The following is a 25,935-nucleotide window of genomic DNA, read 5'->3' as shown; positions in this document are numbered from 1 at the left end:
CCGCCGTCGGGGCGGTGCCCGGCGGCATGGAGCGGCCCGGGCAGCAGCGGATGGCCGAGGCGATCGCCACCGCGGTGGAGCAGGAGGAGCACCTGCTCGTGCAGGCCGGCACCGGCACCGGCAAGTCGCTGGCCTATCTCGTGCCGTCGCTGCTGGTCGACGGGCCCGTGGTGGTGTCGACCGCCACACTCGCCCTGCAGTCGCAGCTCGTCGAACACGACCTGCCCCGGCTCGCCGACGCGGTGGAGCCGCTGTTGAAGCGGCGCCCGACGTTCGCCGTGCTCAAGGGCCGCCACCACTATCTCTGCCTGGCCCGCCTGGAGGGCACGTCCGCCGAGGAGCCCGACGACGCCCTGTTCGACGTCGGCGCGGCCAAGCCCACCCGATGGCTCGGCGAGGCCGGACGGCTCGGCAAGCACATCGAGCGCCTCCGCGACTGGGCGATGGAGACCGACACCGGCGACCGTGACGAGCTCGACCCCGGCGTCGACGACTCGGCGTGGAGGCTGGTGTCGATGCCCGCCCGCGAGTGCGTCGGCGCGGCCCGTTGCCCCTATGGCGCCGAGTGCTTCGCCGAGGCCTCGCGGGCCCGCGCCCGCGAGGCCGACATCGTGGTCACCAACCACAGCCTGCTCGCCGTCGACATGCTCAGCGGCCGCATGATCATCCCGCCGCACAAGCTCCTCGTCGTCGACGAGGCGCACGAGCTCGCCGACCGGGTCAGCTCCGCCTCGCAGGCCGAGCTCACCCCTGAGCTGCTGGAGCGGGCCGCCCGCCGCTGCCGCTCCTATGTCGACGACGACGTCGCCGACCGGCTCATGGAGGCCGGCGACACGCTCACCGTCGCGCTCGCCGACGCCCCCACCGGCCGGCTCACCGGCGGGCTGCCCGCCGTCCTCGGCGAGGCCCTCACCCTGCTCGACGGCGGCGGACGCAAGGCCCTCGACGCCATCGGCGAAGTCAAGGCCGACGACGCCGACCCGGTCCGCAAGCAGCAGGCCAAGACGATGGTCGGCGACCTCACCAAGATCGCACAACGGATCCTGTCCGGCTCTGAGCACGACGTCACCTGGATCGAGCGCGACGACCGGGGCCGCCGCGCGGTGGTCGTCGCGCCCCTGTCGGTCGCCGGCACCCTCAGCAGCCACCTGTTCCACGAGCGCACGGTCGTCGCCACGTCGGCGACCCTGGCCCTCGGCGGCCAGTTCGACACCGTCGCCCGCTCTCTCGGCCTGCCCGTCACGACCCCGTCGCCGGCCCTCGCCACCGGCGCCTCGCCCGCCGAGGCCGCCCGCGAGGCCGTCGTGCGCGCCTCGGCCGCCCGCGACGAGGCCGACCTGGCGTGGAGCTCGCTGGACGTCGGGTCCCCGTTCGACTATGCCAAGCAGGGCATCCTCTATGTCGCCGCGCACCTGCCCCGCCCGCAGACCTCGGGCCTGTCCGACGCCGCGGCCACCGAGATGGTCGAGCTGGTCCAGTCTCTCGGCGGCCGCACCCTGGGCCTCTTCTCCTCCCGCAAGGCCGCCGAGCGCGCCGCCGAGGTCCTGCGCGCCCGCGCCCCGGGCATCACGATCCTCCTGCAGGGCGAGGAGTCCCTGCCCATCCTCGTGCGCAAGTTCCGCGAGGACCGCAACAGCTGCCTGCTCGGCGTCATGTCCCTCTGGCAGGGCGTCGACGTCCCCGGCGACGCCTGCCAGCTCGTCATCATCGACCGCCTCCCCTTCCCCCGCCCCGACGAGCCCCTCGCCGCCGCCCGCTCCGCCGCCGTCGACGCCTCCGGCGGCTCGGGCTTCGCCGCCGTCAGCGTGCCGATCGCCGCAGTCCGTCTCGCCCAGGGCGTGGGCCGCCTGATCCGAGCCCGCACCGACAAGGGCGTCGTGGCCGTCCTGGACTCCCGCCTGGAGACCGCCCGCGGCTACGGCCCTTACTTGCGCGCCTCCCTGCCCCCGTTCTGGTACACCACCAAGCCCGACCTGGTCCGCGGCGCGCTGCGGCGCTTGTCGACCTCGTAGCTCGGTCTCCTCGGCTTGCTGCCGTGGCCGGCGGTCACGGCCGGCGGTCACGGCCGGCGGTCACGGCCGGCGGTCACGGCCGGCGGTCACGGCCGGCGGTCACGGCCGGCGGTCACGGCCGGCGGTCACGGCCGGCGGTCACGGCGGGAGGCCGGCCACTTTGGACGCCGGCCACGACGGAGACCAGCCATCTTGGACGCCAGCCGGGGCGGCCGCCAGCCACGACGGACGTCGGCCAGGGCAGACGTCGGCGACGTCGGCACCGGCGTCGTGGCGACCACTGGATGGGGCAGAGCGGCCAGGGCGGAGATCGGCCAGGGCAGACATCGGCCAGGGCGGAGGCCTGCCACCTCGAACGCCGGCGCCTTCGGGCTGGCGGTTTTCCGAGCCGGCGACCGCCGGCACCGCTGGCTCCCGGTCAGGATGCCGCCACCCACTGACCCCTCGCGGCTGGAGCCGCCGCCACCGACGCGTGCGGCCTGCGTGCTCGCATCGCCGTCGAGAACACGCGAGGCTGGGCCGTGCCGGCACCGCGAGGGGCTGCACCGCAAACGGCCCAGCGCGGCGATGGTGGGAAACCCGCAGGTGACCGGCATGCACTGGGCGACCGGCGAGTTGCGTCCCCCGCTTCGACTTCCGGTGCTCCGACCCCGGCTGGCTCACGATTCGAGCAGCTCTTCGTTGACCGAACTGCCGATCTGGCCACCACGGCAGCCGGATCAGCACTTCGATCAGCAGCCTCGGCAACAGAGAGCGTGCCTCGGCAGCACCCACCCATGATCGAAGGACAGCGGTGGCCACCCCGACGACCAGAACCAGCCATCGATCACCAACGCACCCCCCGAGCCCAACCAGCAACCGCCGACAACCCGGCAAGCAACCCCCTCAGCCTGCCCGACCCACGCCATACCCACCCATGATCAAAGGACAGCGGTGGCCACCCCGACGACCAGAACCAGCCATCGATCACCAGCACACCCCCAAGCCCAACCAGCAACCGCCGACAAAACCGGCAAAGCGTGCCACCGGCCTGTCCTGCGGCCCCGCCCCGGTCGATGATCGAAGGACAGGGGTGGCCGCCCCGACGGCCAGAACCGGCGTCGGGCACGAGTCCGATTCGCCAGCCCCAGCCGCACAGGGCGAACCCCGGCCGGGGTCAGTCTGCGGAGATGATGACCGAGTCGGGTGGGGGGTCGTTGCGGCTCTGGACGAGGTGGCGGATGCCTGTGTTCAGGACCGCGACCAGTGGCACCGCGACCAGGGCGCCGATGATGCCGGCGAGCACCACGCCGGTGGAGATGGCCACGATGACGGCGAGCGGGTGGACCGACACGGCGCGGCCCATGATCAGGGGTTGCAGGACGTGGCCCTCGAGTTGTTGGACGGCGATGACGCCGATGAGGACGACGAGGGCGCTGATGGGGCCTTCGTCGACGAGGGCGACCAGGACGGCGACGGCACCGGAGACGGTGGCGCCGACGATGGGGACGAAGGCGGCCAGGAAGACCATGGTGGCGAGGGGGAACCAGAAGTCGACGTCGATGATGAGCAGGAGCAGGCCGATGCCGAGGGCGTCGATGAAGGCGACCAGCACCGTGGCGCGGACGTAGGCGACCAGGGTGTGCCAGGCGGCCTCCCCGGCGCGGCGGATCGGGTCGCGGGCCGGGGTGGGCAGGACGCCGGTGAGGAAGTGCCAGATGCGGTGGCCGTCACGCATGAAGAAGAACGTGACGAAGAGCACCAGCAGGAGCAGCGCGAAGAACTCGATGGTGGCGGTGGCGGTGGAGACGGCGCTGTCGGTGAGGGTGCCCCGGTTGTCCTTGAGCCAGTTGGTCGCGGCGTCGAAGGTGGCGTCGAGCTGGCTGCCGTTGAGGTGCAGGGGGCCGGTGGTGAGCCAGTCCTGGATCTGGTTGACGCCGTCGGAGGCCTTGTCGGCCAGGGCCGGGAAGCCGTCGACGAACTCGGTGACGACCAGGGTGAGCACGCCGGCGACGGCGGCCAGGCCGGTGATGAGCACCAGGAACGCGGCCAGGGACGGTGGCAGCCGCACGCGGCGGCGCAGGAACCCCATCATCGGCGCGAGCAGCGCGGACAGCAGCAGCGCGATGCTCAGCGGGATGAGCACGGTGCGCAGCCGGCCGACCAGCCAGAGCAGCACGGCGAGCGCGGCGACGAGCACCAGCAGCCGCCACGACCAGGCGGCGGTCAGGCGCAGGCCGCGCGGGATCTCGGCGTCGTCGCGGCTCATCGTCGACGGGTGGCCGGGATCGAGCGGGGGCGGCGGCGCCGGGGGATCCTCCGGATCGGGCGGCGTGATCGCGGCGGCCTCCCGGTCGAGGCGGGCCTGCTCCAGGCGTTGCTCGTACGCCCGGCGGAGGTTGGCCCGCACCTGATCGAACCGGCCCACGGGAACCCCCTTCGACATGGCCAGCGGTGTCTTCACCGTAGTCCGGGTCCCGCGGCGATGGCACGTACCCAGGCGGTAGCGTCGCAACCGTGACAGCCCAGCCAGCCGCCGGTTACCCGACGGCCACCGCCCAGCCCGCCGCGTCCGACATGGACGAGGGTCTGCCGATCCGGTTGCTGCACGACCGGGTCCTTGTCCGGCTCGAGGGAGCCGAAGGCGAGCGCCGGCACGCGTCCGGCATCGTCATCCCGGCCACGGCGTCGGTCGGGCGGCGCCTGTCGTGGGCGACGGCGGTCGGGGTCGGGCCCAACGTGCGCTCGATCGTGTCCGGCGACAGGGTGCTGTTCGACCCCGAGGACCGCTCCGAGGTGGAGCTGCAGGGCCGCGACTACGTGCTGCTGCGCGAGCGTGACGTGCACGCCGTCGCGGCCCGCCGGGTGGAGCCGGACTCGACCGGTCTCTATCTGTAGGGGTACGGGTAGCCGGCGTACATCGGCATGCGCGGCGGGGGCGGCGGCACCACGACCGGCACCGGCACGACCGGGGTGGGCGGGGCGGCGAGCACCCGGACCATCCCGTCCGGGAAGGTGATGTGGTAGCGGCTGCCGTCCCACACCGCGAGCGGCGCCTGCGGATCGCGGCCGACGAACACCTGCCGGTACGCGGCGAGCGCGCTGAGCAGGTGCCGCTCCTCGGCGAGCGCCTCCATGCGGCGGTCCGGCGTGTTGTCCAGGCCGCGGTGCAGGCCGTCGCGGAGCAGGGCGAGCTTCGTCGCGTCGAACTGGAACGCCCGCATCGCCTTGGCGCCCGGGTCGCCGGCGACCCGCTTGGCCCAGCGGCGGGCGGACAGCCGCCGGCCGAGGGTGCCCAGCGCGGCCACCTCCGGCGGGGAGAACCAGCCCGCCCGCGCGTACTCGGTGAGCATCCGCTCGGTGAGCTTGCCCTCGTTGGAGCGCTGCCACAGGGCGAAGCCGACCATGCACAGGAAGATCGGCATCATGACGGCGAAGTAGCCGTACAGCAGCACCCAGGCGCTCGCGGACGCGGTGACGGACATGAGGTTCCACGACCCGTGCAGCAGCATCGCGAGCAGCAGCCCGGCGATCGGAGCGAGCCAGCGCACCGCCTTGGTCGAGCTGCGCGACGCGATGCCGAGCCCGATGCCGGTCATGGACGTGAAGAGCGGGTGCGCGAAGCCGGTCATCAGGATGCGCACCACGAAGATGGCGACCAGCGCGACCGCGCCGTTGACCGGCCCGGCCTCTTCGGCGGTGTCGGCGTAGCCCTTGAAACCGAGGTACAGGATGTTCTCGACCATCGCGAAGCCGGTCGCGGACAGTCCGCAGTAGACGATGCCGTCGATCAGGCCGGAGAACGCGCGCGGCCGCCGCCAGAACAGCAGGATCGGCCCGAGGGCCTTCATGCTCTCCTCGATGAACGGCGCCACCAGCACCGCGACGATCGACTCCGACAGGCCGAGCCGGTCGGCGAGCACCCCACCGGCGGTGTTGACCACCAGCGCGACGGCCGTGGCCACGCAGGCGCCCCAGCCGAAGACGAAGACCAGGTATCTGATCGGCTCCGGCTCGTACCGGTCGAGCCACAGGAAGCACGAGACGAGCACCGGCACCGGGATGACCGCCGCGGCGACGCCGATCACGAGGGCGGTCCATCCGCCGCTGAACCCGAAGAACGCCAGCAGCGCCACGCCGCAGGCCGCGATGCCGCCCATCACGCCGATGAGCGTCCAGAGGCGGCGGCGGTCGGAGCGCTTGGCGGGCGGCGCGGCGGCCAGGGCGAGGGCCGCGGTCGGGTAGCGCTGCTCGCCGGTGTCGGGGGCCGATTCCTCCGTCACGTTGGGCACGACGTCGGCCGCGGCGGTGTCCCAGCCCTGCACCGACGGCTTGCCCAGCCCGACCGGGCCGTCCGCCGGTGCCGAGCCGGCCAGCGGCCCCGCCCAGGGTGACCGCGTTGCCGGCGGCGGCGACGGTACGGCACCCGCGCCCGGCTGCTGGGCACCCGCGCCCGACTGCGGCGGCCCGCCGGACCCGGGCGGGACGGACGCCGGCGGCTGGACGGCGTCGGGGTTGCCGGGATCCATCGGCGTCCCATCCGGCGGGAGTGCGGTCATGGAGCAACCTTATCCGCGATATCGTGAGCGCAGGTCATGAGTGCCAGCGCACAGCCCCGGCTTGCTGGCCGGCAACCCTCGCGTTCGCGGCGGGGTGCCCCGGGTGATGACACGGTCCGGCACGCGGTGTGTCCGGGCAAGCGCGAGCGGAGGGCTCTGCCATGTCCACGATCCTGTCCCCCGGTGACGTGAAGCTGCGCGACGGCCGCAGCGTCGACTTCGCCAACCTCGACATCGCCGCGACCGCCCCGTGCCTGCGGGTCGTCGCTGACACCGTCGCCGAGCTCCTGCCGTTCTACGGCAGCGTCCACCGCGGCGCCGGTGCCCTGTCGCAGCGGTGCACCCGAGAGTATGAGCAGGCCAGGGAGACCGTCGCGGACTTTCTCGGCGGCCGCGACGGCGACACCGTGATCTTCACCCGCAACACCACCGACGCGCTGAACCTGCTGGCCAGAGCGGTGCCCGGGGACACGACGGTGCTCACGTTCGACGCCGAGCACCACGCGAACCTGCTGCCGTGGCGGCGCACCGTGCACCTGGCGGCGCCACGCTCGCCGGAGGAGGCGGTGGCGGCGCTGGAGCGGGCGCTGCGCCGGCAGCGGCGCGGCCTCGTCACCGTGACCGCGGCAAGCAACGTGACCGGCGAGGTCTGGCCGGTCGCGGCGCTGGCCGAGGTGGCGCACCGCCACGGGGCCAGGATCGCGGTCGACGCGGCGCAGCTCGCCCCGCACGCCCCGGTCGACCTGACCGCGCTCGGCGCGGACTATGTCGCGTTCTCCGGCCACAAGCTGTACGCGCCGTTCGGTGCCGGGGTCCTCGCCGGCCGCGCGGACTGGCTGGACGCCGCGGAGCCGTACCTGGCGGGCGGCGGGGCCAGCGCCAACGTGGACGGCACCTGCGCCGCCGGCACCGGCGGGGTCAGCATCGGCGGGCCAGACCGGGACCTCAGCGTGCGGTGGGCGACCGGCCCGGCGCGGCACGAGGCGGGCACCCCCAACCTGCTCGGCGCGGTCGCGATCGCCGCGGCGTGCCGGGCTCTCGCCGCCGAGGGGCACCAGGAGCGCACCGAGCGCGCGCTCGTGGCGCGGCTGCGGGCGGGGCTGGCCGAGCTGCCGCACGTGGAGGAGCTGCGGCTCTTCGGCCCGGACGCGGAGCGGGTCGGAATCGTGTCGTTCGCGGTGCTCGGCGAGGACCCGGGCGAGCTGGCCACCAGGCTCGGCCGCGACCATGGGATCGGGGTGCGGACCGGGCTGTTCTGCGCGCACCCGCTGACCCGGCGGCTGCTGGCGGAGGCGACGGCCAGGCTCGACCCGTCGGCGCCGGTGCCGGCTCAGGCGGTGCGGGCCAGCTTCGGGCTCGGCACGACCGAGGCGCACATCGACCGGCTGCTCGACGCGCTGCGACGGCGCTGAACCGCCCCTGTTTCAGTAACGCTCCTCGTACGCCTGCCGCGAACCGCAGACCGAAGCACGGCTGCACGAACAGCGCGACCCGTCGGCGTCCATCCGGACGGTGACGGAGTCGCGCGGCACGCTGTGCCCGACGACCCGGCCCTCACCGTCCGGTGTGGACACCCGGGTGCCGACGGCCGGCGCAGTTGCCTGAAATGAAGAGTACAAAGGATGTTCGTACTTGAGGCAGCACATCAGCCGGCCGCAGGCGCCGGAGATGCGCAGCGGGTTGAGCGGCAGGTCCTGGTCCTTCGCCATGCGGATGGTGACCGGCTCGAAGTCGTTGAGGAACGTCGCGCAGCACAGGTCGCGGCCGCAGGATCCGATGCCGCCCTGCACGCGGGCCGAGTCGCGCGCCGAGAGCTGGCGCAGCTCCACCCGGCAGTGCAGGGTGGCGCCGAGGTCCCGTACCAGCGACCGGAAATCCACCCGATGGGGTGCGGTGAAATAGATCGTGGTCCGCGCGCCCTGGCCGCCGGACTGATCCAGCACGTGGTCCACCGCGACGACCTTCATCGGCAGCTCGTGGTCGCGGATCAGCTTCTTCGCGGCGACCTTGGCCTCGGCCTTGCGCTTGCGCAGCAGCTCGTCGCGGCGCAGGTCGTCGTCGGCGGCCATGGCGACCAGGCGCGGGAAGCCCTCGGTGTCCTCGCTCACCCACTGGGCGGCCCAGACGCACTCGGCGACCTCGGGCCCGTCGTCGGTCGGGACCAGCACCCGGTCCCCCACGCCCGGGCGGAACTCGCCGGGGTCGAAGTAGAACAGCCGCCCGTAGCGATTGAAGCTCACCGCGCACAGCATGCCCATGGGTTGCACAGTAACGCGGGCCACTGCCAGTTCCATATGGCCTGCGGCTATCGCCCTGGAAAGTCCATTTTGGTGTACCCCGTAGCTATTCCAACTACTTCGTCGTTACTAGTGCGGATGAGCCCGCAAACCGGGCCGTAACTCCGGCCGGAAAGGGCTCGTTGGGGGCAGCAGTGGCACGCCCCCCGGCGAGCTACCCCCCGTACTCCCGGTCTCGGAGGACCTCAAGCATGACGTCTCCTGTTGCTTCCGCACGCCCGAAAACAGCCCGGACCTTCGCCGCCCTCGCCGCAACGGCGCTGGTCGCAGCGCTGAGCCCGGTCGTGTCAGGGGCGCCCGCGGTGGCGGCACCGGCCGACGCGGCCTGCCCGGAGGGCTTCGGTGCCACCGCCGCCAGCAACACCCTCGCGCTGGGGCGCATCGACCTGCGCGCCGCCGGCCTGTCCAACCTGGTCCTGCCCGAGCTGCGGGTGGCCACCACCCATTCGGGTATCGCCGGAGGCATGCTGCGGGCCGCCGCCGACGCCCGGTACCTGCGCAGCAGCGGCGACCTGCCGGCCGGGGTGCTCGGGCCGCGGGCGTACCAGCAGGCGCCCCCCTCCAACGACGGGCCCGACGCCGTGAACGTCGCCGGCGTCGACCTCGGCGCGCTGCGGCTCGGCGTCGGCGGCCTGCGTGCTCAGGCGTCGTGGCAGCACGCCGGGCGCTGCACCACCGCCGACGGCCCGCGCGCCACGGCGTCGGCGACGCTGGCCGGTCTCACCGTGCTGCCCGGCCGCGACGGCCGCGCGCTGCTGCGCATCAACGCCGTCGAGAGCGCCACGGTCACCGACGTCGGCGCGGCCGGCGGCCGTCCCGCCGCGACCGCCGCTGCCACGGGCGGTATCGCCGACTTCAAGCTCCTGGACCACGGCCCGTCCACCATCGGGGTCCGCGTGGTCAGCCCGCCGTCCCTGCGGGTGCTGGCCGGCACCACGAAGACGGTCGACTACACCGCTCCCGTCCTTGAGATCACCATCCCCGGCCAGGCGCCGACCCGGGTGTCGGCCGCCGGCTCGCACGTCGACGTGGTCGTGCCGGTCGACGCCGCGAGCGCCGCGGCCGCCGCGGACCTGGCCCGCACCGAGAACCTCCCGCTGCTGGGCAGCCTGCCGCTGCTGGACCTGCTGACCGGCATCACCGGCGCGCTGTCCGGCACGGTGGCCGGCGCCGCCGCGATCGTGCCGGGCGTGGACCTCAACAGCGTGCTCGGCGCGCTGCCCGGCCTGCCGGCCGTGGGTGGCCTGCTCGGCGCCACTCCTCCCGCCGAGTCCTCGTCCTCCACGCCGGCCCGGGTGGTGGTGCTGCGGGTCGAGCTCGGCTCGGTGGAGAAGCAGTTCAGCTCGACCGGCGTGTACGCGAAGGCCGCCTCGGTACGGGTCAAGCTGATCTCGCGCTCCACGTGGAAGTCCACCGGCGGGTACGGCCACGGCGGCTCCGGCCCGGCCGACCAGACGGCCCTGATCGACCTGGGCGTCTGCACGCTGGAGGCGGCCGCCGCGGCGCCCAAGGCTCCCGCCGGCCCTGGCTCGACCACCGCCCCGTCGGACTCTGACGGCGGCTACGGCTCGGACGACGATGATGACGACGACGGCTACGGCCACGGCGGCGGTACGGGTGGCACCGGCGGCGGCAACACCAGCGGCGGCGGCGCGGGCCTTCCGGTCACCGGCAGCAATGTGGCCCTGATGCTCGGCGGCGGCGTCCTGCTGGTCGTCGGGGGGCGGCTGCTGCAGATCCTGGCGCGCCGCAGGGCCGCCTGAGAGACCCCTTCGCCGCCCGTGCAGCCCTGCTCCTGGGGCTGCCCGGGCGGCGCTGTTTTTCCTGGTGGCAGTGGTGGTGTGGGGACATCCTGTGGATAACTCGGGTAGTTATCCACAGGCTGTGGATAGCGGTTTGCGATGGGGCGTGACCACCGCAATGCTGGTGGCACGGCACTCGGAGGGCGGCGCGGCGAAGGCCGGGTGGTGAGCGCTCAGCGGGGGTTCGAGGAAGAAGACGGCCAGGTGGCCGGACGGGGTGGTGGGGCCTGCGCCGGAGGTCAGGCGGCCAGGGTGACATGTTGGCGGCGCAGGGCGTCGGCGAACTGTTCGGCGGCGGTGGCGATGCGTTCTGCGCCGAGGATGGCCTGCTCCCAGGTGCCGCAGAGGCCCGAGCCGAACTCGATCTGCACGTCGCCGTCGTCGACCAGGAGGATCGGGTCGCCTTCGTCTTCGGTGATGACGGTGCGGATGGCGCGGAGGTCGAGGGTGACGATGGGGAAGAGTTCGTCGTCCATGGCTGGCTCCGATCGGCCGGGCCGGCTATGCACCGGAAAAAAGCGACACCACGAAGTGCGTTACACCCCGCGAGCAGCGGGAACACCTGTTGAACGGTGTTGTGCCGGGCTCTGGTGTGCGGGCTCTGGTGCTGTGCCGGGCGCTTGGGTGGGGTGCGACGCCGCGCGGCTCGCAGCGTCGTGGAACGGCGCCGCACCCCGGACCTGGTGGCGCGGAACCGGACCGCCCAGCCCGGTCCCGCGCCTGACGCCAACTTTAGCGTAGTAGCCATAAGGCCACAATCTCGGATACCGATTGGCCTTCATATGGTCGCGGTCATGATCTCCCGGAGTTCGGGCCTCGCACTCTACCTGCAGGTTGCGGACGCGATCCGGCAGAAGATCGTCAGTGGCGAGATGGCTCCGGGGAGCCTGTTGCCCTCGGAGAAGTACCTGGCCGAGGAGTATGACGTCGGCCGGGACACGATCCGTGACGCCATGGCGTATCTGCGCGGTGAGGGGCTCGTCGAGAGCAAGCGCGGATACCGCAGCCGGGTCCGGGCCAACGCACCGCGCGACCGCGTCTGGCTGCACCAGGGTGAGGTCGTCTGGGCGCGCATGCCCACGCCGCAGGAGAAGAAGGAGCACGGCCTCGGCGACGGGGTGCCCGTGCTGGTGGTGGGCGACAAGACGTACCCCGCGGACCGCTTCGAGTTCGGCCCTTCCGGACCCGAGTAGGCACGGGACCGACCGAGCCGGGTCGAGCACTGCAACTCCGCCGTCGAGCGGGTGGCGCGAGCCGCCACCAGTCCGGCCTGCCACCGCCGTGAGTCACCACCTCGCCGCGGGCCACTGCTGCCGCGAGCCACTGCCGCTGCGACTCACCGCTGCGGCTGGCGTCCCGAGCTAGTGCGCCAACCCGCCGCCCCGGCACCGCCGCCCCGAGCCCGCCGCCGGTGAGCGGGTCCGTGACCCGCCGACGGCGCACGGCCGGCGGCGGTTGCAGTAACGCGGATCACCCGTAATTAGGTTGATGAACTTCACCCCGTGAACCGATGCTTGTATCAAGCAAGTATCTGGACCGCAGGGACGAGGGGCCGTGGACGACGACGCCGAGCAGGCCGAGCATGCTGCCATCGGGCGGCAGGTGGGGCGGTTCATCCGCCTCTCGGAGCGGTTGTTCGCCACGCTCAAGTGGAGTGACGCCGGGCGAGGGCTGGAGCGGCCCGCGTACATGCTGCTGAGCCGGATCGCGGTCGACGGGCCGTTCCGGTTGTCCGCCCTGGCCACCGACGTCGCGCTGGACCTGTCCACGGTCAGCCGGCAGGTCGGCGCCCTGGAGACGGCGGGGCTGGTGCGTCGCGCGACGGACCCGACCGATCGCCGGGCCAGCCTGGTGGAGGTCACCGAGCTCGGGCACGAGGTGTTCGAGGAGAACCGCGCCCGCTGGATCGCCACGTGGCGGGAGCTCCTCGCCGGGTGGACGCCCGAGGAACGCCAGATCTTTGCTGCCCTCTTCACGCAACTCAACCAATCGCTCGCCGAAAGGTTGCCAAGCGCCGAAAAAGGCGCCACTTCCGAAAGGGACGCTCGATGACCACCGTCGCGCCGCCGGAACAGGCCCGGCCGCAACTCGCCCATCGGCAGATCATGCTGCTGATGGGTGGCCTGATGACCGGGATGCTGCTGGCCGCGCTCGACCAGACCATCGTGGGCACCGCGCTGCCGACGATCGTCGGTGAGCTCGGGGGGCTCGACCATTACTCGTGGGTCGTCACGGCGTACCTGCTCGCGTCGACCGCGTCGACCCCGCTGTACGGCAAGATCAGCGACCTGTACGGGCGCCGCCCGGTGCTGCTGTTCGCCATCTCGACGTTCCTGGTCGGCTCGCTGCTGGCCGGCATGTCGCAGGACATGACCCAGCTGATCGCGACCCGGGCGCTGCAGGGCATCGGCGCCGGCGGTCTCATGACGCTCGCGTTCACCATCGTGTCGGACGTGATCGCGCCGCGGGAGCGGGCCCGGTACCAGGGCCTCTTCGGCGCGGTGTTCGGCATCTCGTCGGTGGCCGGGCCGCTCGTCGGCGGCTACTTCGCCGAGACCGACTGGCGCTGGATCTTCTACATCAACGTCCCGCTGGGCGTGTTCGCGCTGTTCGTGTGCAGCCGGGTCCTGCGGCTGGTGCCGCACACCCGCCGCGACCACAGGATCGACTACCTCGGCGCGACGCTGATGGTGGCGGCGGTCAGCTCGTGGCTGCTCGCGCTGTCGTGGGGCGGCAACGAGTACGCGTGGGGCTCCCCCACCATCCTCGGCCTGCTCGCCGGGGGTGCGGTGCTGACCGCGCTGTTCATCGTCGCCGAAGGGCGCGCCGAGGAGCCGATCCTGCCGCTGCGGCTGTTCAAACGGGCGACGTTCTCGCTGGCCAACACCTCGACGTTCATCCTGGGTTTCGCGATGTTCGGCTCGATCATTTATGTCCCGCTGTACCTGCAGATCGTCAAGGGCGCCTCGCCGACGCGGTCAGGCCTGCTGATGCTGCCGATGATGGCGGGCGTCATCGTGACGTCGATCGTGGCCGGCCGGGCGATCAGCAGGATCGGCCGCTACAAGTGGTTCCCGGTCGCCGGCACGGTGATCATGGGTACCGGGCTGCTGCTGTTCACGACGCTGGAGGTCGACACGCCGCTGTGGCAGGCGTTCATCTACATGACCGTGATCGGCGTCGGTCTCGGCATGGCGATGCAGCCGTTGATCCTCGCCGTGCAGAACGCGCTCGACCTGCGCGACATGGGTGCGGGCACCAGCGCGGCGACGTTCTTCCGCTCGCTGGGCGGCTCGGTCGGCGTCGCGGCGCTCGGCGCGGTCATGAACAGCAAGCTGTCGGAGCAGATGAGCGGCAGCGGCATGGCCGGCGTGTCGATCAACTCCCCGGCCGAGGTCCGCAAGCTGCCGCCGCAGGTCCTCGACGCGGTCGAGCACGTGTTCGTCAACGCGCTGCACCCGGTGTTCCTCGCCGCGGCGGTCGTCGCGTTCGTCGGCACGGTGATCACGATCGCGCTGCCGGACAAGCCGCTGCAGGGTGGCGCCGCTCCGGCCGAGGTGGCGGGCGAGGAGGACGCCGCCGCCGAGATGGAGGCCAAGGCCGCCACCTTCTGACGCGGTGACCGCCGACGTCGGCACTGCCCGCGCCGCACGCGGCGTCCGGGGTGCGGCGAGCGGCCGGTGGACCGCCGCGGTGATCCAAGTCGCGTCCTGGCCGTCTGGATGACCACGACACGACTTCGATCAATCGGGCAAGCAAGCAAGATCACCAGCGAATCCGGCACCCGCAGCGAGCACTCAGGAACCCCGGAGCTACTCACGAGTAGCCCCGGGGTTCCGTTGTGAGTCAGCGCACATTAGCGTGCAGTACATGCGCAGCACGATGATGCAGACACCCCTGCTGATCTCCCGGATTCTGCAGCACGGCGCCACGGTCCACGGCGACTCCGAGGTCGTCACGTGGACCGGGACCGACGCCGGTGCCAGACATACCCCATACGCCGAAGTGGGCCGCCAGGCCGCCCGGCTCGCCCATGCCCTCCGCGACGACCTCGGCGTGACCGGCGACGAGCGCGTCGGCACGCTGATGTGGAACAACGCCGAGCACCTGATCGCCTACCTGGCCGTGCCGAGCATGGGCGCCGTGCTGCACACCCTCAACCTGCGGCTCTTCCCCGACCAGCTGACCTACATCGCCAACCACGCCGAGGACCGGGTCGTCATCGTCGACTCGACGCTGATCCCGCTGCTCGCCAACGTCCTGCAGCAGCTGGACACGGTCCGGCACATCGTGGTGGTCGGCGACGGCGACGCGTCGAAGCTGCAGAAGGACGGCGTGGCGGTGCACCGCTGGGACGCCCTGCTGGCTGGGAAGTCCGACGTGTACGACTGGCCGGCGCTGGACGAGCACGACGCCGCCGCCCTGTGCTACACCAGCGGCACCACCGGCAACCCGAAGGGCGTCGCGTACTCCCACCGCTCCATCTACCTCCACTCGATGGAGGTGTGCATGGCGGAGAGCTTCGGGCTCGGCCCGAAGGTGCGCGACCTGTGCATCGTGCCGATGTTCCACGCCATGGCGTGGGGCCTGCCCTACGCGGCGATGATGAGCGGCGCCTCGCTCATCATGCCGGACCGGTTCCTGCAGGCCGCGCCGCTGGCGCAGATGATCGCGGCGGAGAAGCCGACGTTCGCCGGCGCCGTGCCGACGATCTTCACCGACCTGCTCGCGTACCTGGACGCCAACCCGACCGACACGTCCTCGCTGAAGGAGGTCGTCATCGGCGGCTCGGCCTGCCCGCCGGCGCTGATGCACGCGTTCTCCGAGCGGCACGGCATCGAGGTCATCCACGCCTGGGGCATGACGGAGATGTCCCCGCTGGGCTCGATCGCCCGCGAGCCCGCCGGCGTCGAGGGCCCGGAGGCGTGGGCGTACCGCTACACCCAGGGCCGCATCCCGGCCGGTGTGGAGGGCCGCATCGTCGGCCCGACCGGCGAGGTCATGCCCAACGACGGCAAGGCAGTCGGGGAGCTGCAGGTCCGCGGCCCGTGGATCACCGCGCAGTACGTCGGCGAGGACGGGCCGGACCCCGACAAGTTCGAGGACGGCTGGCTGCGTACCGGCGACGTCGGCACCCTGTCGCCGAATGGCTTCCTCACGCTGACCGACCGCGCCAAGGACGTGATCAAGTCCGGCGGCGAGTGGATCAGCTCCGTGGACCTGGAGAACGCGCTCATGGCCCACCCCGCCGTCCTGGAGGCGTGTGTCGTGGGGGTACCGGACGACAAGTGGGGCGAGCGCCCCCTCGCCACGATCGTGCTGAGGGAGGGCGCCGGCGTCGACGCGGCCGAGCTGCGGGAGTTCCTGGGCGACAAGGTGGCCAGGTGGCAGCTGCCGGAGCGCTGGTCGTTCATCGCGGAGGTGCCGAAGACCAGCGTCGGCAAGTTCGACAAGAAGCGGGTCCGGGCCGACTATGCCGGCGGTGGACTCGAGGTGGTACAGATCAACGGGTGAACCGCACGGCGAAGATCGCGCTGCTCGTCTCGGGCGCGGTGTTCGCCTGCCTGATCGCTTCCTGTGGTGTGGTCCTGGCACTGCGTGACTGGGTGCCGGGACTCGCCGGGTGCGAGGACGTCGACAAGCCGACCAAGACCGCGGTCATCACCCAGAAGATCCGCATCGAGCAGATGTGGCCGCAACTCGCGCCGATCCAGGACGTGCACTGGCAGGAGCACGAGGCGCGGGCCCGGTCCTGCCCGGAGATCGGGCCGATGGACTACACCATGGACGGGTTCGCGGTGATCACCGCGGAGCGGGCCGCGGCGCTGCCGGCGACCCAGCCCGCGGCGGCGCCGGCCGTCCCGGAGGACCTGCGGCCCTTCGCTCCCGCTGCCCCGTCCTGGCTGCGCGTCGAGGGCACCGCGCTGCTGCTGGACCGGGCGACGGCGACGGTGTACTTCACCCGCACCACCAGCTGAGCCCCCGCACCAGCTGAGCCGCGCGCTCAGGCGGACTTGCGCGCCTTGGCCGGGGTGGCCTTCTTCGCGGGTGCCGCCTTCTTCGCCGCCGTGGTGGTCTTCTTCGCCGCGGTCCGCTTGATCGGCGTCGCCCCGGCCACCTCGTCGTCGTGCTTCGCGGCCGCCGTCGCCTTCTTCGCCGAGGCGGTCTTCTTCGCCGGCGCCGTCTCGCCGCGGGCGGCCTTGGCGCGCTCCACCGACGCCCGCAGTGCCGCCATCAGGTCGACCGCCGCGGCCGGCGCCTCCTCGGTCTCCTCCGGCTGCACGACCTCCCTGCCGGCCACCTTGGCGTCGATGACCTCCTGCAACGCCTCGCGGTAGTTGTCGGTGTACGTCGCCGGGTCGAAGTCCGCCGCCATCGACTCGATCAGCGAGCCCGCCATCGCCAGCTCCGCCGGGCGGGCCGACACGTCCTCGTCGAGGATGTCGAACTTCGCCGCCCGGATCTCGTCCGGCCACAGCATCGTGTTGAGGACCAGCACGTCCTCGCGGACCCGCAGGGTCGCCAGCTGCTCGCGCTGGCGCAGCGCCACCTTCACGATCGCGACCCGCTCCGTGTTGGTGAGTGCGTCGCGCAGCAGCGCGTAGGGCTTCGCCGCAGTCTTGTCCGGCTCCAGGTAGTACGCCTTGTTGTAGAGGATCGGGTCGACCTGCTCGGCCGGCACGAACTCCAGCACCTCGATTGCCCGACTGGTGGTCAGCGGCAGGTCGGCGAAGTCGTCGTCGGTGAGGATCACCATCTCGCCGCCGCCGAGGTCGTAGCCCTTGGCGATGTCGTCGTAGCTGACCTCCTCGCCGTCGATCGAGCAGACCCGCTTGTACCTGATCCGGCCCCCGTCGTCGCGGTGGACCTGGTGGAAGCGGATGTCCTTCTCCTCCGTCGCCGAATACAGGCGTACGGCGATCGACACGAGCCCGAAGGAGACCGCGCCTTTCCAGATCGCGCGCATTGGGATCCTTTCCGCAGCGTGTTGACCTCTGACACCCAGAATCGCATCGTTTCGACCGTCACGCGAGGAAGTCCGCGGCGAACTATGGTGTGGTGATGGGGACCGGCCCGCCGGCACCGATGCTCGCCACGACCGGCCCGCTGCCATCAGGGCCGGGCTGGGCGTATGAGTTCAAGTGGGACGGCATCCGGGCGATCGCCGTGATCAGCGGCGGCGAGACCCGCCTCTACGCGCGCAGCGGCGTCGAGGTGACCGCCGCCTATCCGGAGCTGGCCGGGATCGGCGACGGGCTCGACGACACCGTCCTGGACGGCGAGGTCGTCACGATGGACGAGGCCGGCCGCCCCTCGTTCCAGCTGCTCGCCGAGCGGATGCACGTGCGCGAGCCGGCCCGCGCCGCCCGCCTCGCCGTCGCGCTGCCCGTGTCGTATCTCGCCTTCGACGTGCTGCGCACCGCCGGCAGGGAGCTGCTGGCGACGCCGTACACCGGCCGCCGCGACATCCTCGAAGGGCTGCGGCTGGGGCCGCGGGCCGTCATCCCGCCCTCCTTCGACGACGGGCCCGCGACCGTCGCGGCCAGCCGCGACAACGCCCTCGAAGGGGTCGTCGCCAAGCGGACCGCCTCGCCCTACCAGCCGGGCCTGCGCTCGCCCGACTGGGTGAAGGTCAAGCTGGAGGAGAGCTGCGAGTTCGTTGTCGGCGGCTGGCGGCCCGGCAAGCGCGCCCTCGGCGCCCTGCTGGTCGGCGTCCCGCTGCCCGGCGGTCTGGAGTTTCGCGGCCGGGTCGGCGGCGGGATCTCCGGTGCCGCCGAGCGGGCCCTGCTCGACGCGCTGCGCGAGCTGACCGTCGCGCAGTCGCCGTTCGGCGGCACCGTGCCGCGCGAGGACGCCCGCGGCGCCGTCTGGGTCGAGCCCAGCCTCGTCGTCGAGGTCAAGTTCAGCCACCGTACCCGCGACGGACGGCTGCGCTTCCCGCGCTTCCTGCGCATCCGGCCCGACCTGACACCCGCGGACGTCACCGATGCCTGACCGGATCCGCGTCGACGTCGAGGGCCGCCACCTCGACCTGACCAACCTCGACAAGGTGCTCTACCCGCAGGTCGGCTTCACCAAGGCCGAGGTCATCGACTACTACACCCGCATCTCGCCGGTGCTCCTGCCGCACCTGGCCGGGCGGCCGCTGACCCGGATCCGGTTCCCCAACGGGGTGGACGGCAACAGCTTCTTCGAGAAGAACGCCCCGGCCGGCACCCCCGACTGGGTCCGCACGGTCCGGCTGCCGGTGCCGGGGTCCAGCCGCGGCCGCGAGACCATCGACTTCATCGTGGTCGAGGAGCTCGCCACCCTGGTCTGGCTGGCGAACCTCGCCTCGCTGGAGCTGCACACCCCGCAGTGGCGGGTCTCCGGCGACGGCGAGCCGCTCGACCCTGACCAGCTGGTCATCGACCTCGACCCGGGCCCGCCCGCCGGCCTGCCCGCCTGTTACGAGGTCGCGCTGCTGGTCCGGGACCGGCTCGCCGAGGACGGGCTGGACGTGCGGCCGAAGACCTCCGGGCGCAAGGGCATGCAGCTCGTCGCGGATCTGCCCGGCGACGAGACCGCCGACGAGATCAGCGCGTACGTCAAGGACGTCGCCGAGGAGCTGTCCCGCCGCCGGCCCGACCTGGTCGTGGCGAAGATGGCCAGGCAGCTACGGCCCGGCAAGGTGTTCATCGACTGGAGCCAGAACAACGCGTTCAAGACGACGGTCGCGCCCTACTCGCTGCGCGCCGGCGCGCTGCCGACCGTGTCGGCGCCGCTGACCTGGGACGAGGTCGCGGAAGGGGTACTGACCATCGCCGACCTCACGTCCTCGGTGGTGCTCTCGCGCGCGCTCGACGGGTAGCCCCCGGCGGAGGCGCCGGCGGCGCGGGAGACGCATGCTGCGGTCCTTCCGGAGGGGCGGTCAGCAACGGCGGCTGGGAGCGCCCCCGGCGCGGTGGCGGTACGCGTGGGAGCGCTCCCGATGACGGGTAGCGTAAGCATGCGGGCAGCACCGCGAAACAATGGCGAACATCGTTGGCATCGTTGTCCCGCGCCGCGCAGGGACCCACCCAAGGAGGTCCCGGCAATGACCACCGTCCTCGTCGCCGACGACAACAGCGTGGTCCGCGCGGTCGTGCGGGACATGCTCGACGGCGCCGGCGACCTGGCCGTCATCGGCGAGGCGGCCAACGGCGCCGAGGCGCTGCGGCTGGCCCGGCTGCACCGCCCGGACGTGACACTGCTGGACCACCGCATGCCGGTCCGCGACGGCCTGTCCGTGGTCGGGGCGATCAGCGCGCACAGCCGGGTGCTGATGCTGACCCGCAGCGGCGACGACCGCACCGTCCTGGACGCGGTGCGCTCCGGCGCCATCGGCTTCCTGGTGCATGGCCAGTTCGGCCCGGCGGAGCTGCTGCACGCGGTCCGCGCGGTCGCCGGCGGCGAGTCGCACCTGTCGCCGAGCGCCGCGCGGGTGCTGGTCTCGGCGGTGCGGGCCGCGCCGCCCCGGCACGGGCTGTCACAGCGGGAGGCGGAGGTGATGGACCTGATCGCCCGCGGACTGTCCAATAGGGACATCGCGGCGACCCTGGTCCTTTCATCGAAGACCGTCGAAAACCACGTGAACCGGATCTTCGCCAAGCTGGCCGCGACGAGCCGGGCCGGCGCGATCCAACGCTGGCGGCGGGCCTGAACCCGTGCCGCCACACCCGGTTTCGGGCCGGTCCGCACCCAAATCCGCTGGGTGCGGCCCGCGCGGCGACGTGGGCGAACCCGCCGGGCGCACCCACCGCAAGTTTCGAGAAGCGTTGCCATCCGCGCTGCCCCGTGGTGTCGTGGCGGCATGCGGGTCCTGGTCATCAGCTCCACCGGCGACAGCCTCGCCGAACTGTTGCGCCCCTGCGCCACGGCGCTCGACGTGCGCCCGCTGCTGCACGTGCTCAACGGCGGGCCGGCCGAAGCCGATCTCGTCGTGCTGCACACGCACGCGCCGATCCGCGAGCTGACCGCGCTCGCCACGCTGCCGCCGCCGCGGCCGCCGGTGCTCGTCGTGGCCTACACGGTGGCGCCCGGCGACGTGGTGCCGATCCTGCGGGCCGGCGCGCGCAGCCTGCTGGTGGAGGGCCAGTACACCCGCGCGGACCTGCTGGACGCGGCCCTGGCCACCGCCGACGGGCACAGCCGGATGTCCCCGGTGCCGCTGTCGGTGGTGGTCGACCACGTGCAGCACCGCTCCTCCGACCGGACCCCGGCGCTGCTGCACCAGCCGCTGACCCGCCGCGAGCACGAGATCATGGACCTGATCGCGGCGGGCGAGCCCAACGCGGCGATCGCCGTGCGGCTGGACCTGGCGGAGAAGACGGTCCGCAACCGGGTCAGCCAGATCTATCTGAAGCTGCGGGTCAACAACCGCACCGAGGCGATCGTGCAGTGGCTCAGCCGCACTGAACGCCGTTCAGGGTGAACGCGGTCGGCGCGGGGTTGGCGTCCTGCCAGGTGCCCTGCAGCCCGAACATGAGCATCGCGCCCGGCGCCAGCTCCGGCGTGTACCCGCCGTCCTCGACGATGACCGTCGCGCCGGTCTGCGTGGCGACCGCGTTCCAGTAGCTGATGAGCTTCTGCCCGGAGGAGTACTCGAACCGCAGCGACCACCCGTCGATCGCCTTCGTGCCGCTGTTGGTGACCACGACCTCGGCGACGAAGCCGAAATTCCACTCGTTGCGCTTGGAGTAGCGCACCCTGCAGGCGTTTGCGGCGCCGGTACCGGTGGATCCTCCGGCGCCGGGAACGCCTGCGGCGGTCGAGGGGCCGGACGAGGCGGCGGCGGTCTTCGGCGGTTTCGAGGCGGCCGGTGCGACCGTCGGCCCCGACGCCGAGGGCGGGACGGCGGCCGGCGCCTGCGCCGTCATCAGCGACGGGACGGACCCGGCCGGCGGCGCGGCGATTTGGTCCCGGGGCGGCGCCGCGGCGCCGGTGAACGGCAGGATCAGCGCCACCGGCAGGGCGACCGCGGCCGCGCCGACGAGCAGCCGCAGCCGGCGCGACGGCGGCGCGCCCACCGGCGCCGGCCCGGCCGGCACGGTGGCGGTGACCCGGGTGCCAGCGCCGGGGCGGGACCACACGGTCAGCGCCCCGCCGCACAGCCGGGCCCGCTCGGTCATCCCGACCAGGCCATGGCTGCCGGCGCGGTGCAGCACGCTCAGGTCGCCGGGCACGGCGAAGCCGTCGCCGTCGTCGCGGACCTCCAGGGTCACCTCGCCGCCGGCGCGGGTCAACGTGATCGCGACGAGCTCGGCGCGGGCGTGCGCGGCGATGTTGCGCAGCGCCTCGCGCAGGATCCAGCACAGCTCGATGCCGACCTCGGGCGCGACGTCGACGTCGGTGTTGTGCAGGATGACCCCGACGCCGCTGGTCACCGACCATTCCTGGCCGATCGCGGCGACGAGGTCGGCCAGCGGCGCGTCGGCCGGGTTGGAGCGCAGCTCGTCGATGAGCACGCGGGCGTCGCGGGCCGCGTCGAGCGTCCCGTCGCGCAGCGTCGCCGCGAGCCGGCTGGCCCGGTCCGGCTCGGCGAGGGTGCCGGGCAGGGCCGCCGCGCCGAGGGCGATCGCGTCGAGGGTCTTGCTCAGCGAGTCGTGCATCTCCCTGGCGAGCCTGGCCCGCTCCGCGGCCGCGGCGGCGGCCCGGGCCTCGACCCGCAGCCGCTCGCCCCGGCTCGCCCACATCCGCCGGATCCGCAGCGCGAGCACGGGCAGCAGGCCGGCGGTGGCGACCACGCCGAGGACGACCAGAGGGTGCGGCCCGGCCACCGCGCCGCCGGTGCCGCTGCCGGAGCCCGGGCCGCCGGTGGTCCCGGTGCCCGGGTGCAGCCACCACAGCAGCGCCGCCGCCGGCAGCCAGATCGCCGCCGCGGCCGGGCCGAGCAGGGTGCCCGCGAGGGCGGCCGCGGCCGCCAGGGGGACGACGGCCAGCGCTCCGGGAAGGGCACCGGTCAGTCCCACCCCGGCGATGGTCGCTCCCGTGGCGGCGAGGAGCGACGCGCCCGCACGAAGACGCACAGAGTCACGCATGGTGCGACGAGTATCACTCGCCGCCGGTCAGCCCGCTACTGTGCCGGCGGGCAGCTGCCGCTCCAGGCGGTGCGCTCGACCTCGGCGGTGTGCGCCTGCAGGTGCCCGAGGGAGCCGTCGCCCACGGTGAAGACGACCATCGCGGCGGCCACGATGCCCAGCGGTCGCCGCGCCGCCGGGTCCGTGCCCCGCAGCAGCGCCCTGGCCAGGACGAACAGCATGGCGAGGTCGGCCCCTGGTCTTCCACTGTGGCGGGTGAGCGGTGCAGCACGTCGAGGAACTGCGGGTGGTGTGAGCCGGGCACGGCGTGGATGCGGCGGATGTTGGTCGCGATGATCGCGTATCGCCAGCCGGTCTTGCGTTCCAGGGTGGTGAGTTTATTCGCGTGCCGGGCGGTGGGCCGGGTCAGGCGCACCTTTCCTTCATCGCCCCCGATGAGCCAATTCCCCTCTGAACGGGGGAGGCTGACTGAGGCCGCATTCGACCTCAGCCGCCATCGTAGAACTGGGCGAGTATCTCTGGTGGCGCCGGCTCGGATGGCAGTGGTTGTGGGTCGACGTGCCGGTCCGGGCGGCAGCGGCTGAAGGGGCCCACCTCGCTGGTGAGGGCAGCGAAGTGTGGATCGAAGTGGTCGCGCCACCAGAGGCTCATGCCGGTCTGGGGGTCCGACACCCGCAGGGTCTCCCACACCCGCCAGAGGCAGTACAGGCGGGAGATGCCCTCCGGGTGGGCCCACCAGCGCGGACACCAGTAGAGCCCCGCTGTGGCACCGACGGCGATACGCCGCTCGACCACCTGGGTGAGATAGCCGCGGACGAAGGCGTCGATGTTGCTGAAGACGGGTTTCGGGTCATCCGGCTTTGGTCCGTGCGTGTTGGGAACCGGTGGGATGCTCGAAGACCCGGTCGCAGCCCTGGCGGGCCGGCCCGGCAGGACGCTCGGATCGGCGCCGGGGTTGATCATGAGCTCTGCTCCGGCAGTCGTCAGCGGTCACCAAGGGGTTCGGTCGACACATGACCGGCGTGATCCCAGCGGGCAATGGAGGCACGGATGGCGTCGGCGTACCGGCCGGTCTGCCATGGTGCGGTCCGGGCAAGGACCGGTGGGCTGCCTGAGTGGTAGACGACCATCCGGCCGAGGGGGAGCGCGTGCAGGTCGGACACGTCCAGGACACGCTGCCGGCGTGGGGCGTGGTTGATGGATCGCTGCATGTCCCCCCACCCGTTTTGCGTTCCGAGTCCCAGCCCATCGCCGAGGCTGGTCGACCGGACGGTGACGTCATGTTCGCCGATGAGTTTGGACAGTTCTTCAAGCCAGTCCGGGTCGGCGACGCCGCCGCCGTAGGTGCGTACCGTCGCCGCGGACCACAGTTTGCGCATACCCTCCTGTCCCCAGACCTCGACGCCTTGGGGGTAGGACTGCAGGATGGTGATGAGTGACAGTCCGTGGGAGCCGTAGTACGAGTACAGGTTAGGCAGTTGCGGGAGGCGGCAGATGTTCGCGGCCTCGTCGAGAACGCCCAGCAGGGGTGGGTCCAGCCGGCGGTTGGCTGAGGTACGGGCTCGTAGTTCACCGGCGTGCAGCACCGCATGGGTGATGGCGGCGACCAGTGGGGCGGGGGAGCCGGGGCCGCCCTGGGACAGCAGGTAGAGCGTGTCGGTGCTGGTCACGAACGCAACCGGGTCGAATTCGGGGAGCGCGGGATCTGCTGGTGGGGTGACCCATCGGGCAACGGCGGGTTCGGTCAGGCACATGAGCATTTTCTGTGCACCGGCGAAGATGCCGCCTCGGGTCTTGTCGGGCATGTTGAGCATGCCCGACACCGATTCCGCCGGCAGTGCGAAGCCGTGATCGCGCAGCAGCAGTGCGGGTTCGTCGTCACGCGGGTTGACCGCCCACCGGTACGCGGTCAGGATGTCCCGGTCTCCCACCGCGGCGGCGAGGAGCAGGTTGGCGACCAGTTCCTCCGAGGTGGGGTCGAAGAAGGCGTCCCGGCTGACGTCGGGTTCCCGTTCGACGGCGGCGAAGTGTTCGGCAAGGCGGCGGGCGTCGGTGACGGTGCGGATCTGGCCCAGCGGGTTCCACCACAGCCGCTGTTCGCCTGCGAGGATGTCCTGCGGGTCGAATATCCATACCGTGCCCCGAGTGGCCCGTACCTCCCGGGTGGCATCGACGATGTCGCCTTTGACGCTGGTGACGACGGTGGGTCCGGGTGCGGCGACCACGGCAGGGATGGCTCTGGCCGTGGTCTTGCCGGTGCGTGGCCCCCAGATGTCGATGGCCATGTCCTCCCAGGACTGCCGCAGCGGCATGCCGCCCTTGACGGTGTAGCCGATCAGTACACCGAGTTGGTCGGGGTCGGGCTTGTCGACGCCGGCGAGGCTCGCCCGTAGTCGCCGGCCGCTGACGGCGACGCCGGCCGGGCTGAGTTTGGCCAGGTCTTTCCGGCTGGCCATCGAGCCGGCCATCGCGTCGACCCGGGTGCGGCCAAGCCTCCGCCGCTGCCACTCACGTGCCGCCCACGTGGCCGGCACCGCCACGACGATGCCTTCGGCTATCACGACCACGGTGCAGGCGGCGGTCCACTGGATCTCGCCTGAGGCCAGGGACATGACCACCTGGAAGGGCCCGCCGCCGTGGTAGCCGGGCGGGTCGGTGAGCCAGATCGGCAGCCACACCACGGCACACACCACGCCGACGCCGACCAACGCCAGCAGAATGGCCGCTAAAACCAGTAGATCCTGGAATTCCCAACGAGGGGCAAGCAGCGCGAATATGCGCCGGCTCTTCACGATGAGGCGGCTTTTCACTTCACCATCCCGACTATGCGGCGACTCTGCCGCAGTCCAGCGGACCCTGGCGTTACCGAATTGCATTTCAGCCCATGCGATTGTTGCGAAATGGGCCGATTACGGAAGGTGTGCCCGAAAAGCACGGCTGTACGGCTGCTGCGGACGAACGGCGGACGCCACCGGATCGAAGGCGGCTCAGTTTCGAGCCATCGGTCCAATTTGAAACGGCACGCGTATCGCTCCAAGATGCATTCAGAAAGGAAATCAGGCGGGTATCGAGGTATGTACCAGTGCTACGACCTGCACGGAAGTGGAGAAATCCAGAATGCTACCCATTGCTTGCAGCTACTCACGCATCGGCGAAGGTACCAGTCCTCTCGCGGTAAGTCAAAGACGTTGATCAAGCAGTGCTACTGGGTCTGGGACGGCACGCCG

22 protein-coding genes and 1 riboswitch are annotated in these 25,935 nt (G+C 72.1%); of the genes, 13 read left to right on the top strand and 9 right to left on the bottom strand.

Annotated features, from left to right (window positions below; translation table 11 throughout):
- Positions 1-26: 26 nt before the first annotated feature.
- A complete protein-coding gene (locus tag AB0H83_RS20465; protein WP_360095971.1) occupies positions 27-2,012 on the top strand; it encodes an ATP-dependent DNA helicase in 1,986 nt (661 codons plus the stop codon).
- A 1,156-nt stretch (positions 2,013-3,168) separates the two neighbouring features.
- Here AB0H83_RS20465 and AB0H83_RS20460 read toward each other — a convergent pair.
- On the bottom strand, positions 3,169-4,419 hold the full coding sequence (locus tag AB0H83_RS20460; protein ID WP_360095898.1) for an AI-2E family transporter: 1,251 nt from the start codon (positions 4,417-4,419) through the stop codon (positions 3,169-3,171).
- A gap of 149 nt (positions 4,420-4,568) precedes the next feature.
- On the opposite strand from AB0H83_RS20460, the gene AB0H83_RS20455 reads away from it, so the two are divergent.
- Complete coding sequence (locus tag AB0H83_RS20455) at positions 4,569-4,889, top strand: co-chaperone GroES (protein ID WP_360095968.1); 321 nt, start codon at positions 4,569-4,571, stop codon at positions 4,887-4,889.
- Here AB0H83_RS20455 and AB0H83_RS20450 read toward each other — a convergent pair.
- The gene (locus AB0H83_RS20450) at positions 4,880-6,550 is read right to left on the bottom strand and encodes a PrsW family glutamic-type intramembrane protease (RefSeq protein ID WP_360095895.1); all 1,671 of its coding nucleotides are present in this window, start codon (positions 6,548-6,550) and stop codon (positions 4,880-4,882) included. The two genes, AB0H83_RS20455 and AB0H83_RS20450, sit on opposite strands and share 10 nt — an antisense overlap.
- Before the next feature lie 32 nt (positions 6,551-6,582).
- A riboswitch (SAM riboswitch) is annotated at positions 6,583-6,699 on the top strand.
- A 12-nt stretch (positions 6,700-6,711) separates the two neighbouring features.
- Between AB0H83_RS20450 and AB0H83_RS20445 the strand changes: the two genes are divergently transcribed.
- Complete coding sequence (locus AB0H83_RS20445; RefSeq protein ID WP_360095892.1) at positions 6,712-7,962, top strand: aminotransferase class V-fold PLP-dependent enzyme; 1,251 nt, start codon at positions 6,712-6,714, stop codon at positions 7,960-7,962.
- A 12-nt stretch (positions 7,963-7,974) separates the two neighbouring features.
- Here AB0H83_RS20445 and ricT read toward each other — a convergent pair whose 3' ends face one another.
- On the bottom strand, positions 7,975-8,808 hold the full coding sequence (gene ricT, locus AB0H83_RS20440) for a regulatory iron-sulfur-containing complex subunit RicT (RefSeq protein ID WP_360095889.1): 834 nt from the start codon (positions 8,806-8,808) through the stop codon (positions 7,975-7,977).
- A 230-nt stretch (positions 8,809-9,038) separates the two neighbouring features.
- On the opposite strand from ricT, the gene AB0H83_RS20435 reads away from it, so the two are divergent.
- Positions 9,039-10,610, top strand: a complete 1,572-nt coding sequence (locus tag AB0H83_RS20435) for a hypothetical protein (RefSeq protein WP_360095886.1) — start codon at positions 9,039-9,041, stop codon at positions 10,608-10,610.
- 278 nt (positions 10,611-10,888) lie between these two features.
- On the opposite strand, the gene AB0H83_RS20430 is transcribed toward AB0H83_RS20435, so the two are convergent.
- Complete coding sequence (locus tag AB0H83_RS20430) at positions 10,889-11,125, bottom strand: hypothetical protein (protein WP_360095883.1); 237 nt, start codon at positions 11,123-11,125, stop codon at positions 10,889-10,891.
- Between the two features lie 318 nt (positions 11,126-11,443).
- Here AB0H83_RS20430 and AB0H83_RS20425 point away from each other — a divergent pair, with 318 nt between their 5' ends.
- The 5 genes from AB0H83_RS20425 to AB0H83_RS20405 all read left to right on the top strand — a co-directional run bounded on the left by AB0H83_RS20425 (position 11,444) and on the right by AB0H83_RS20405 (position 16,627).
- Positions 11,444-11,842 carry a winged helix-turn-helix domain-containing protein gene (locus AB0H83_RS20425; protein WP_360095880.1) on the top strand — a complete coding sequence of 133 codons (399 nt, stop codon included), beginning with the start codon at positions 11,444-11,446 and terminating at the stop codon, positions 11,840-11,842.
- Positions 11,843-12,203: 361 nt separating this feature from the next.
- Positions 12,204-12,701: a MarR family transcriptional regulator gene (locus AB0H83_RS20420; protein ID WP_360095877.1), complete on the top strand. Its 498-nt coding sequence runs from the start codon at positions 12,204-12,206 to the stop codon at positions 12,699-12,701.
- Positions 12,698-14,263 carry an MDR family MFS transporter gene (locus AB0H83_RS20415; RefSeq protein ID WP_360095874.1) on the top strand — a complete coding sequence of 522 codons (1,566 nt, stop codon included), beginning with the start codon at positions 12,698-12,700 and terminating at the stop codon, positions 14,261-14,263. Before AB0H83_RS20420 ends, AB0H83_RS20415 begins: the two co-directional genes overlap by 4 nt.
- 256 nt (positions 14,264-14,519) lie before the next feature.
- Positions 14,520-16,163 carry a fatty acid--CoA ligase gene (locus AB0H83_RS20410; protein ID WP_360095871.1) on the top strand — a complete coding sequence of 548 codons (1,644 nt, stop codon included), beginning with the start codon at positions 14,520-14,522 and terminating at the stop codon, positions 16,161-16,163.
- Positions 16,160-16,627 (top strand): hypothetical protein, encoded by a 468-nt coding sequence (locus tag AB0H83_RS20405; RefSeq protein ID WP_360095868.1) that lies wholly within the window; start codon positions 16,160-16,162, stop codon positions 16,625-16,627. Before AB0H83_RS20410 ends, AB0H83_RS20405 begins: the two co-directional genes overlap by 4 nt.
- A 26-nt stretch (positions 16,628-16,653) precedes the next feature.
- On the opposite strand, the gene AB0H83_RS20400 is transcribed toward AB0H83_RS20405, so the two are convergent.
- On the bottom strand, positions 16,654-17,616 hold the full coding sequence (locus AB0H83_RS20400) for a Ku protein (protein WP_360095865.1): 963 nt from the start codon (positions 17,614-17,616) through the stop codon (positions 16,654-16,656).
- Positions 17,617-17,711: 95 nt separating this feature from the next.
- Here AB0H83_RS20400 and ligD (AB0H83_RS20395) point away from each other — a divergent pair, with 95 nt between their 5' ends.
- The 4 genes from ligD (AB0H83_RS20395) (at position 17,712) to AB0H83_RS20380 (ending at position 21,102) form a co-directional block, all read left to right on the top strand.
- Positions 17,712-18,644, top strand: coding sequence for a non-homologous end-joining DNA ligase (gene ligD / locus AB0H83_RS20395; RefSeq protein WP_360095862.1), 933 nt, complete (start codon positions 17,712-17,714; stop codon positions 18,642-18,644).
- A complete protein-coding gene (gene ligD / locus AB0H83_RS20390; RefSeq protein WP_360095859.1) occupies positions 18,637-19,500 on the top strand; it encodes a non-homologous end-joining DNA ligase in 864 nt (287 codons plus the stop codon). Before ligD (AB0H83_RS20395) ends, ligD (AB0H83_RS20390) begins: the two co-directional genes overlap by 8 nt.
- Before the next feature lie 225 nt (positions 19,501-19,725).
- Complete coding sequence (locus tag AB0H83_RS20385; protein ID WP_360095856.1) at positions 19,726-20,331, top strand: response regulator transcription factor; 606 nt, start codon at positions 19,726-19,728, stop codon at positions 20,329-20,331.
- A 150-nt stretch (positions 20,332-20,481) separates the two neighbouring features.
- The gene (locus AB0H83_RS20380) at positions 20,482-21,102 is read left to right on the top strand and encodes a LuxR C-terminal-related transcriptional regulator (RefSeq protein WP_360095853.1); all 621 of its coding nucleotides are present in this window, start codon (positions 20,482-20,484) and stop codon (positions 21,100-21,102) included.
- Here AB0H83_RS20380 and AB0H83_RS20375 read toward each other — a convergent pair.
- The 4 genes from AB0H83_RS20375 to AB0H83_RS20360 form a co-directional block, all read right to left on the bottom strand.
- A complete protein-coding gene (locus tag AB0H83_RS20375) occupies positions 21,074-22,708 on the bottom strand; it encodes a cellulose binding domain-containing protein (protein ID WP_360095850.1) in 1,635 nt (544 codons plus the stop codon). The genes AB0H83_RS20380 and AB0H83_RS20375 overlap by 29 nt on opposite strands.
- Before the next feature lie 35 nt (positions 22,709-22,743).
- Entirely contained in the window at positions 22,744-22,929 is a 186-nt protein-coding gene (locus AB0H83_RS20370) for a hypothetical protein (RefSeq protein WP_360095847.1), read from the bottom strand.
- Between the two features lie 265 nt (positions 22,930-23,194).
- Positions 23,195-23,671, bottom strand: a complete 477-nt coding sequence (locus AB0H83_RS20365) for a DUF4913 domain-containing protein (RefSeq protein ID WP_360095844.1) — start codon at positions 23,669-23,671, stop codon at positions 23,195-23,197.
- Between the two features lie 20 nt (positions 23,672-23,691).
- The gene (locus tag AB0H83_RS20360; RefSeq protein ID WP_360095841.1) at positions 23,692-25,584 is read right to left on the bottom strand and encodes a TraM recognition domain-containing protein; all 1,893 of its coding nucleotides are present in this window, start codon (positions 25,582-25,584) and stop codon (positions 23,692-23,694) included.
- Between the last annotated feature and the right edge of the window lie 351 nt (positions 25,585-25,935).

It is taken from the genome of Dactylosporangium sp. NPDC050688, from assembly GCF_040654515.1.
GTDB lineage: Bacteria > Actinomycetota > Actinomycetes > Mycobacteriales > Micromonosporaceae > Dactylosporangium.
Note: the sequence above shows the minus strand (reverse complement) of the source record. Positions and strands in the feature narration are given on the sequence as shown.

Bases quoted from the DNA above. Each gene is read 5' to 3' on its own strand.
- AB0H83_RS20370 (WP_360095847.1), bottom strand. From the start codon at position 22,929: ATGCTGTTCGTCCTGGCCAGGGCGCTGCTGCGGGGCACGGACCCGGCG.
- AB0H83_RS20415 (WP_360095874.1), top strand. From the start codon at position 12,698: ATGACCACCGTCGCGCCGCCGGAACAGGCCCGGCCGCAACTCGCCCAT.
- AB0H83_RS20465 (WP_360095971.1), top strand. From the start codon at position 27: ATGGAGCGGCCCGGGCAGCAGCGGATGGCCGAGGCGATCGCCACCGCG.
- AB0H83_RS20445 (WP_360095892.1), top strand. From the start codon at position 6,712: ATGTCCACGATCCTGTCCCCCGGTGACGTGAAGCTGCGCGACGGCCGC.
- AB0H83_RS20385 (WP_360095856.1), top strand. From the start codon at position 19,726: ATGACCACCGTCCTCGTCGCCGACGACAACAGCGTGGTCCGCGCGGTC.
- AB0H83_RS20375 (WP_360095850.1), bottom strand. From the start codon at position 22,708: ATGCGTGACTCTGTGCGTCTTCGTGCGGGCGCGTCGCTCCTCGCCGCC.
- AB0H83_RS20410 (WP_360095871.1), top strand. From the start codon at position 14,520: ATGCGCAGCACGATGATGCAGACACCCCTGCTGATCTCCCGGATTCTG.
- AB0H83_RS20380 (WP_360095853.1), top strand. From the start codon at position 20,482: ATGCGGGTCCTGGTCATCAGCTCCACCGGCGACAGCCTCGCCGAACTG.
- AB0H83_RS20455 (WP_360095968.1), top strand. From the start codon at position 4,569: ATGGACGAGGGTCTGCCGATCCGGTTGCTGCACGACCGGGTCCTTGTC.
- ligD (WP_360095862.1), top strand. From the start codon at position 17,712: ATGGGGACCGGCCCGCCGGCACCGATGCTCGCCACGACCGGCCCGCTG.
- ligD (WP_360095859.1), top strand. From the start codon at position 18,637: ATGCCTGACCGGATCCGCGTCGACGTCGAGGGCCGCCACCTCGACCTG.
- AB0H83_RS20365 (WP_360095844.1), bottom strand. From the start codon at position 23,671: ATGATCAACCCCGGCGCCGATCCGAGCGTCCTGCCGGGCCGGCCCGCC.
- AB0H83_RS20425 (WP_360095880.1), top strand. From the start codon at position 11,444: ATGATCTCCCGGAGTTCGGGCCTCGCACTCTACCTGCAGGTTGCGGAC.
- AB0H83_RS20430 (WP_360095883.1), bottom strand. From the start codon at position 11,125: ATGGACGACGAACTCTTCCCCATCGTCACCCTCGACCTCCGCGCCATC.
- AB0H83_RS20450 (WP_360095895.1), bottom strand. From the start codon at position 6,550: ATGACCGCACTCCCGCCGGATGGGACGCCGATGGATCCCGGCAACCCC.
- AB0H83_RS20435 (WP_360095886.1), top strand. From the start codon at position 9,039: ATGACGTCTCCTGTTGCTTCCGCACGCCCGAAAACAGCCCGGACCTTC.
- ricT (WP_360095889.1), bottom strand. From the start codon at position 8,808: ATGGGCATGCTGTGCGCGGTGAGCTTCAATCGCTACGGGCGGCTGTTC.
- AB0H83_RS20360 (WP_360095841.1), bottom strand. From the start codon at position 25,584: ATGCAATTCGGTAACGCCAGGGTCCGCTGGACTGCGGCAGAGTCGCCG.
- AB0H83_RS20400 (WP_360095865.1), bottom strand. From the start codon at position 17,616: ATGCGCGCGATCTGGAAAGGCGCGGTCTCCTTCGGGCTCGTGTCGATC.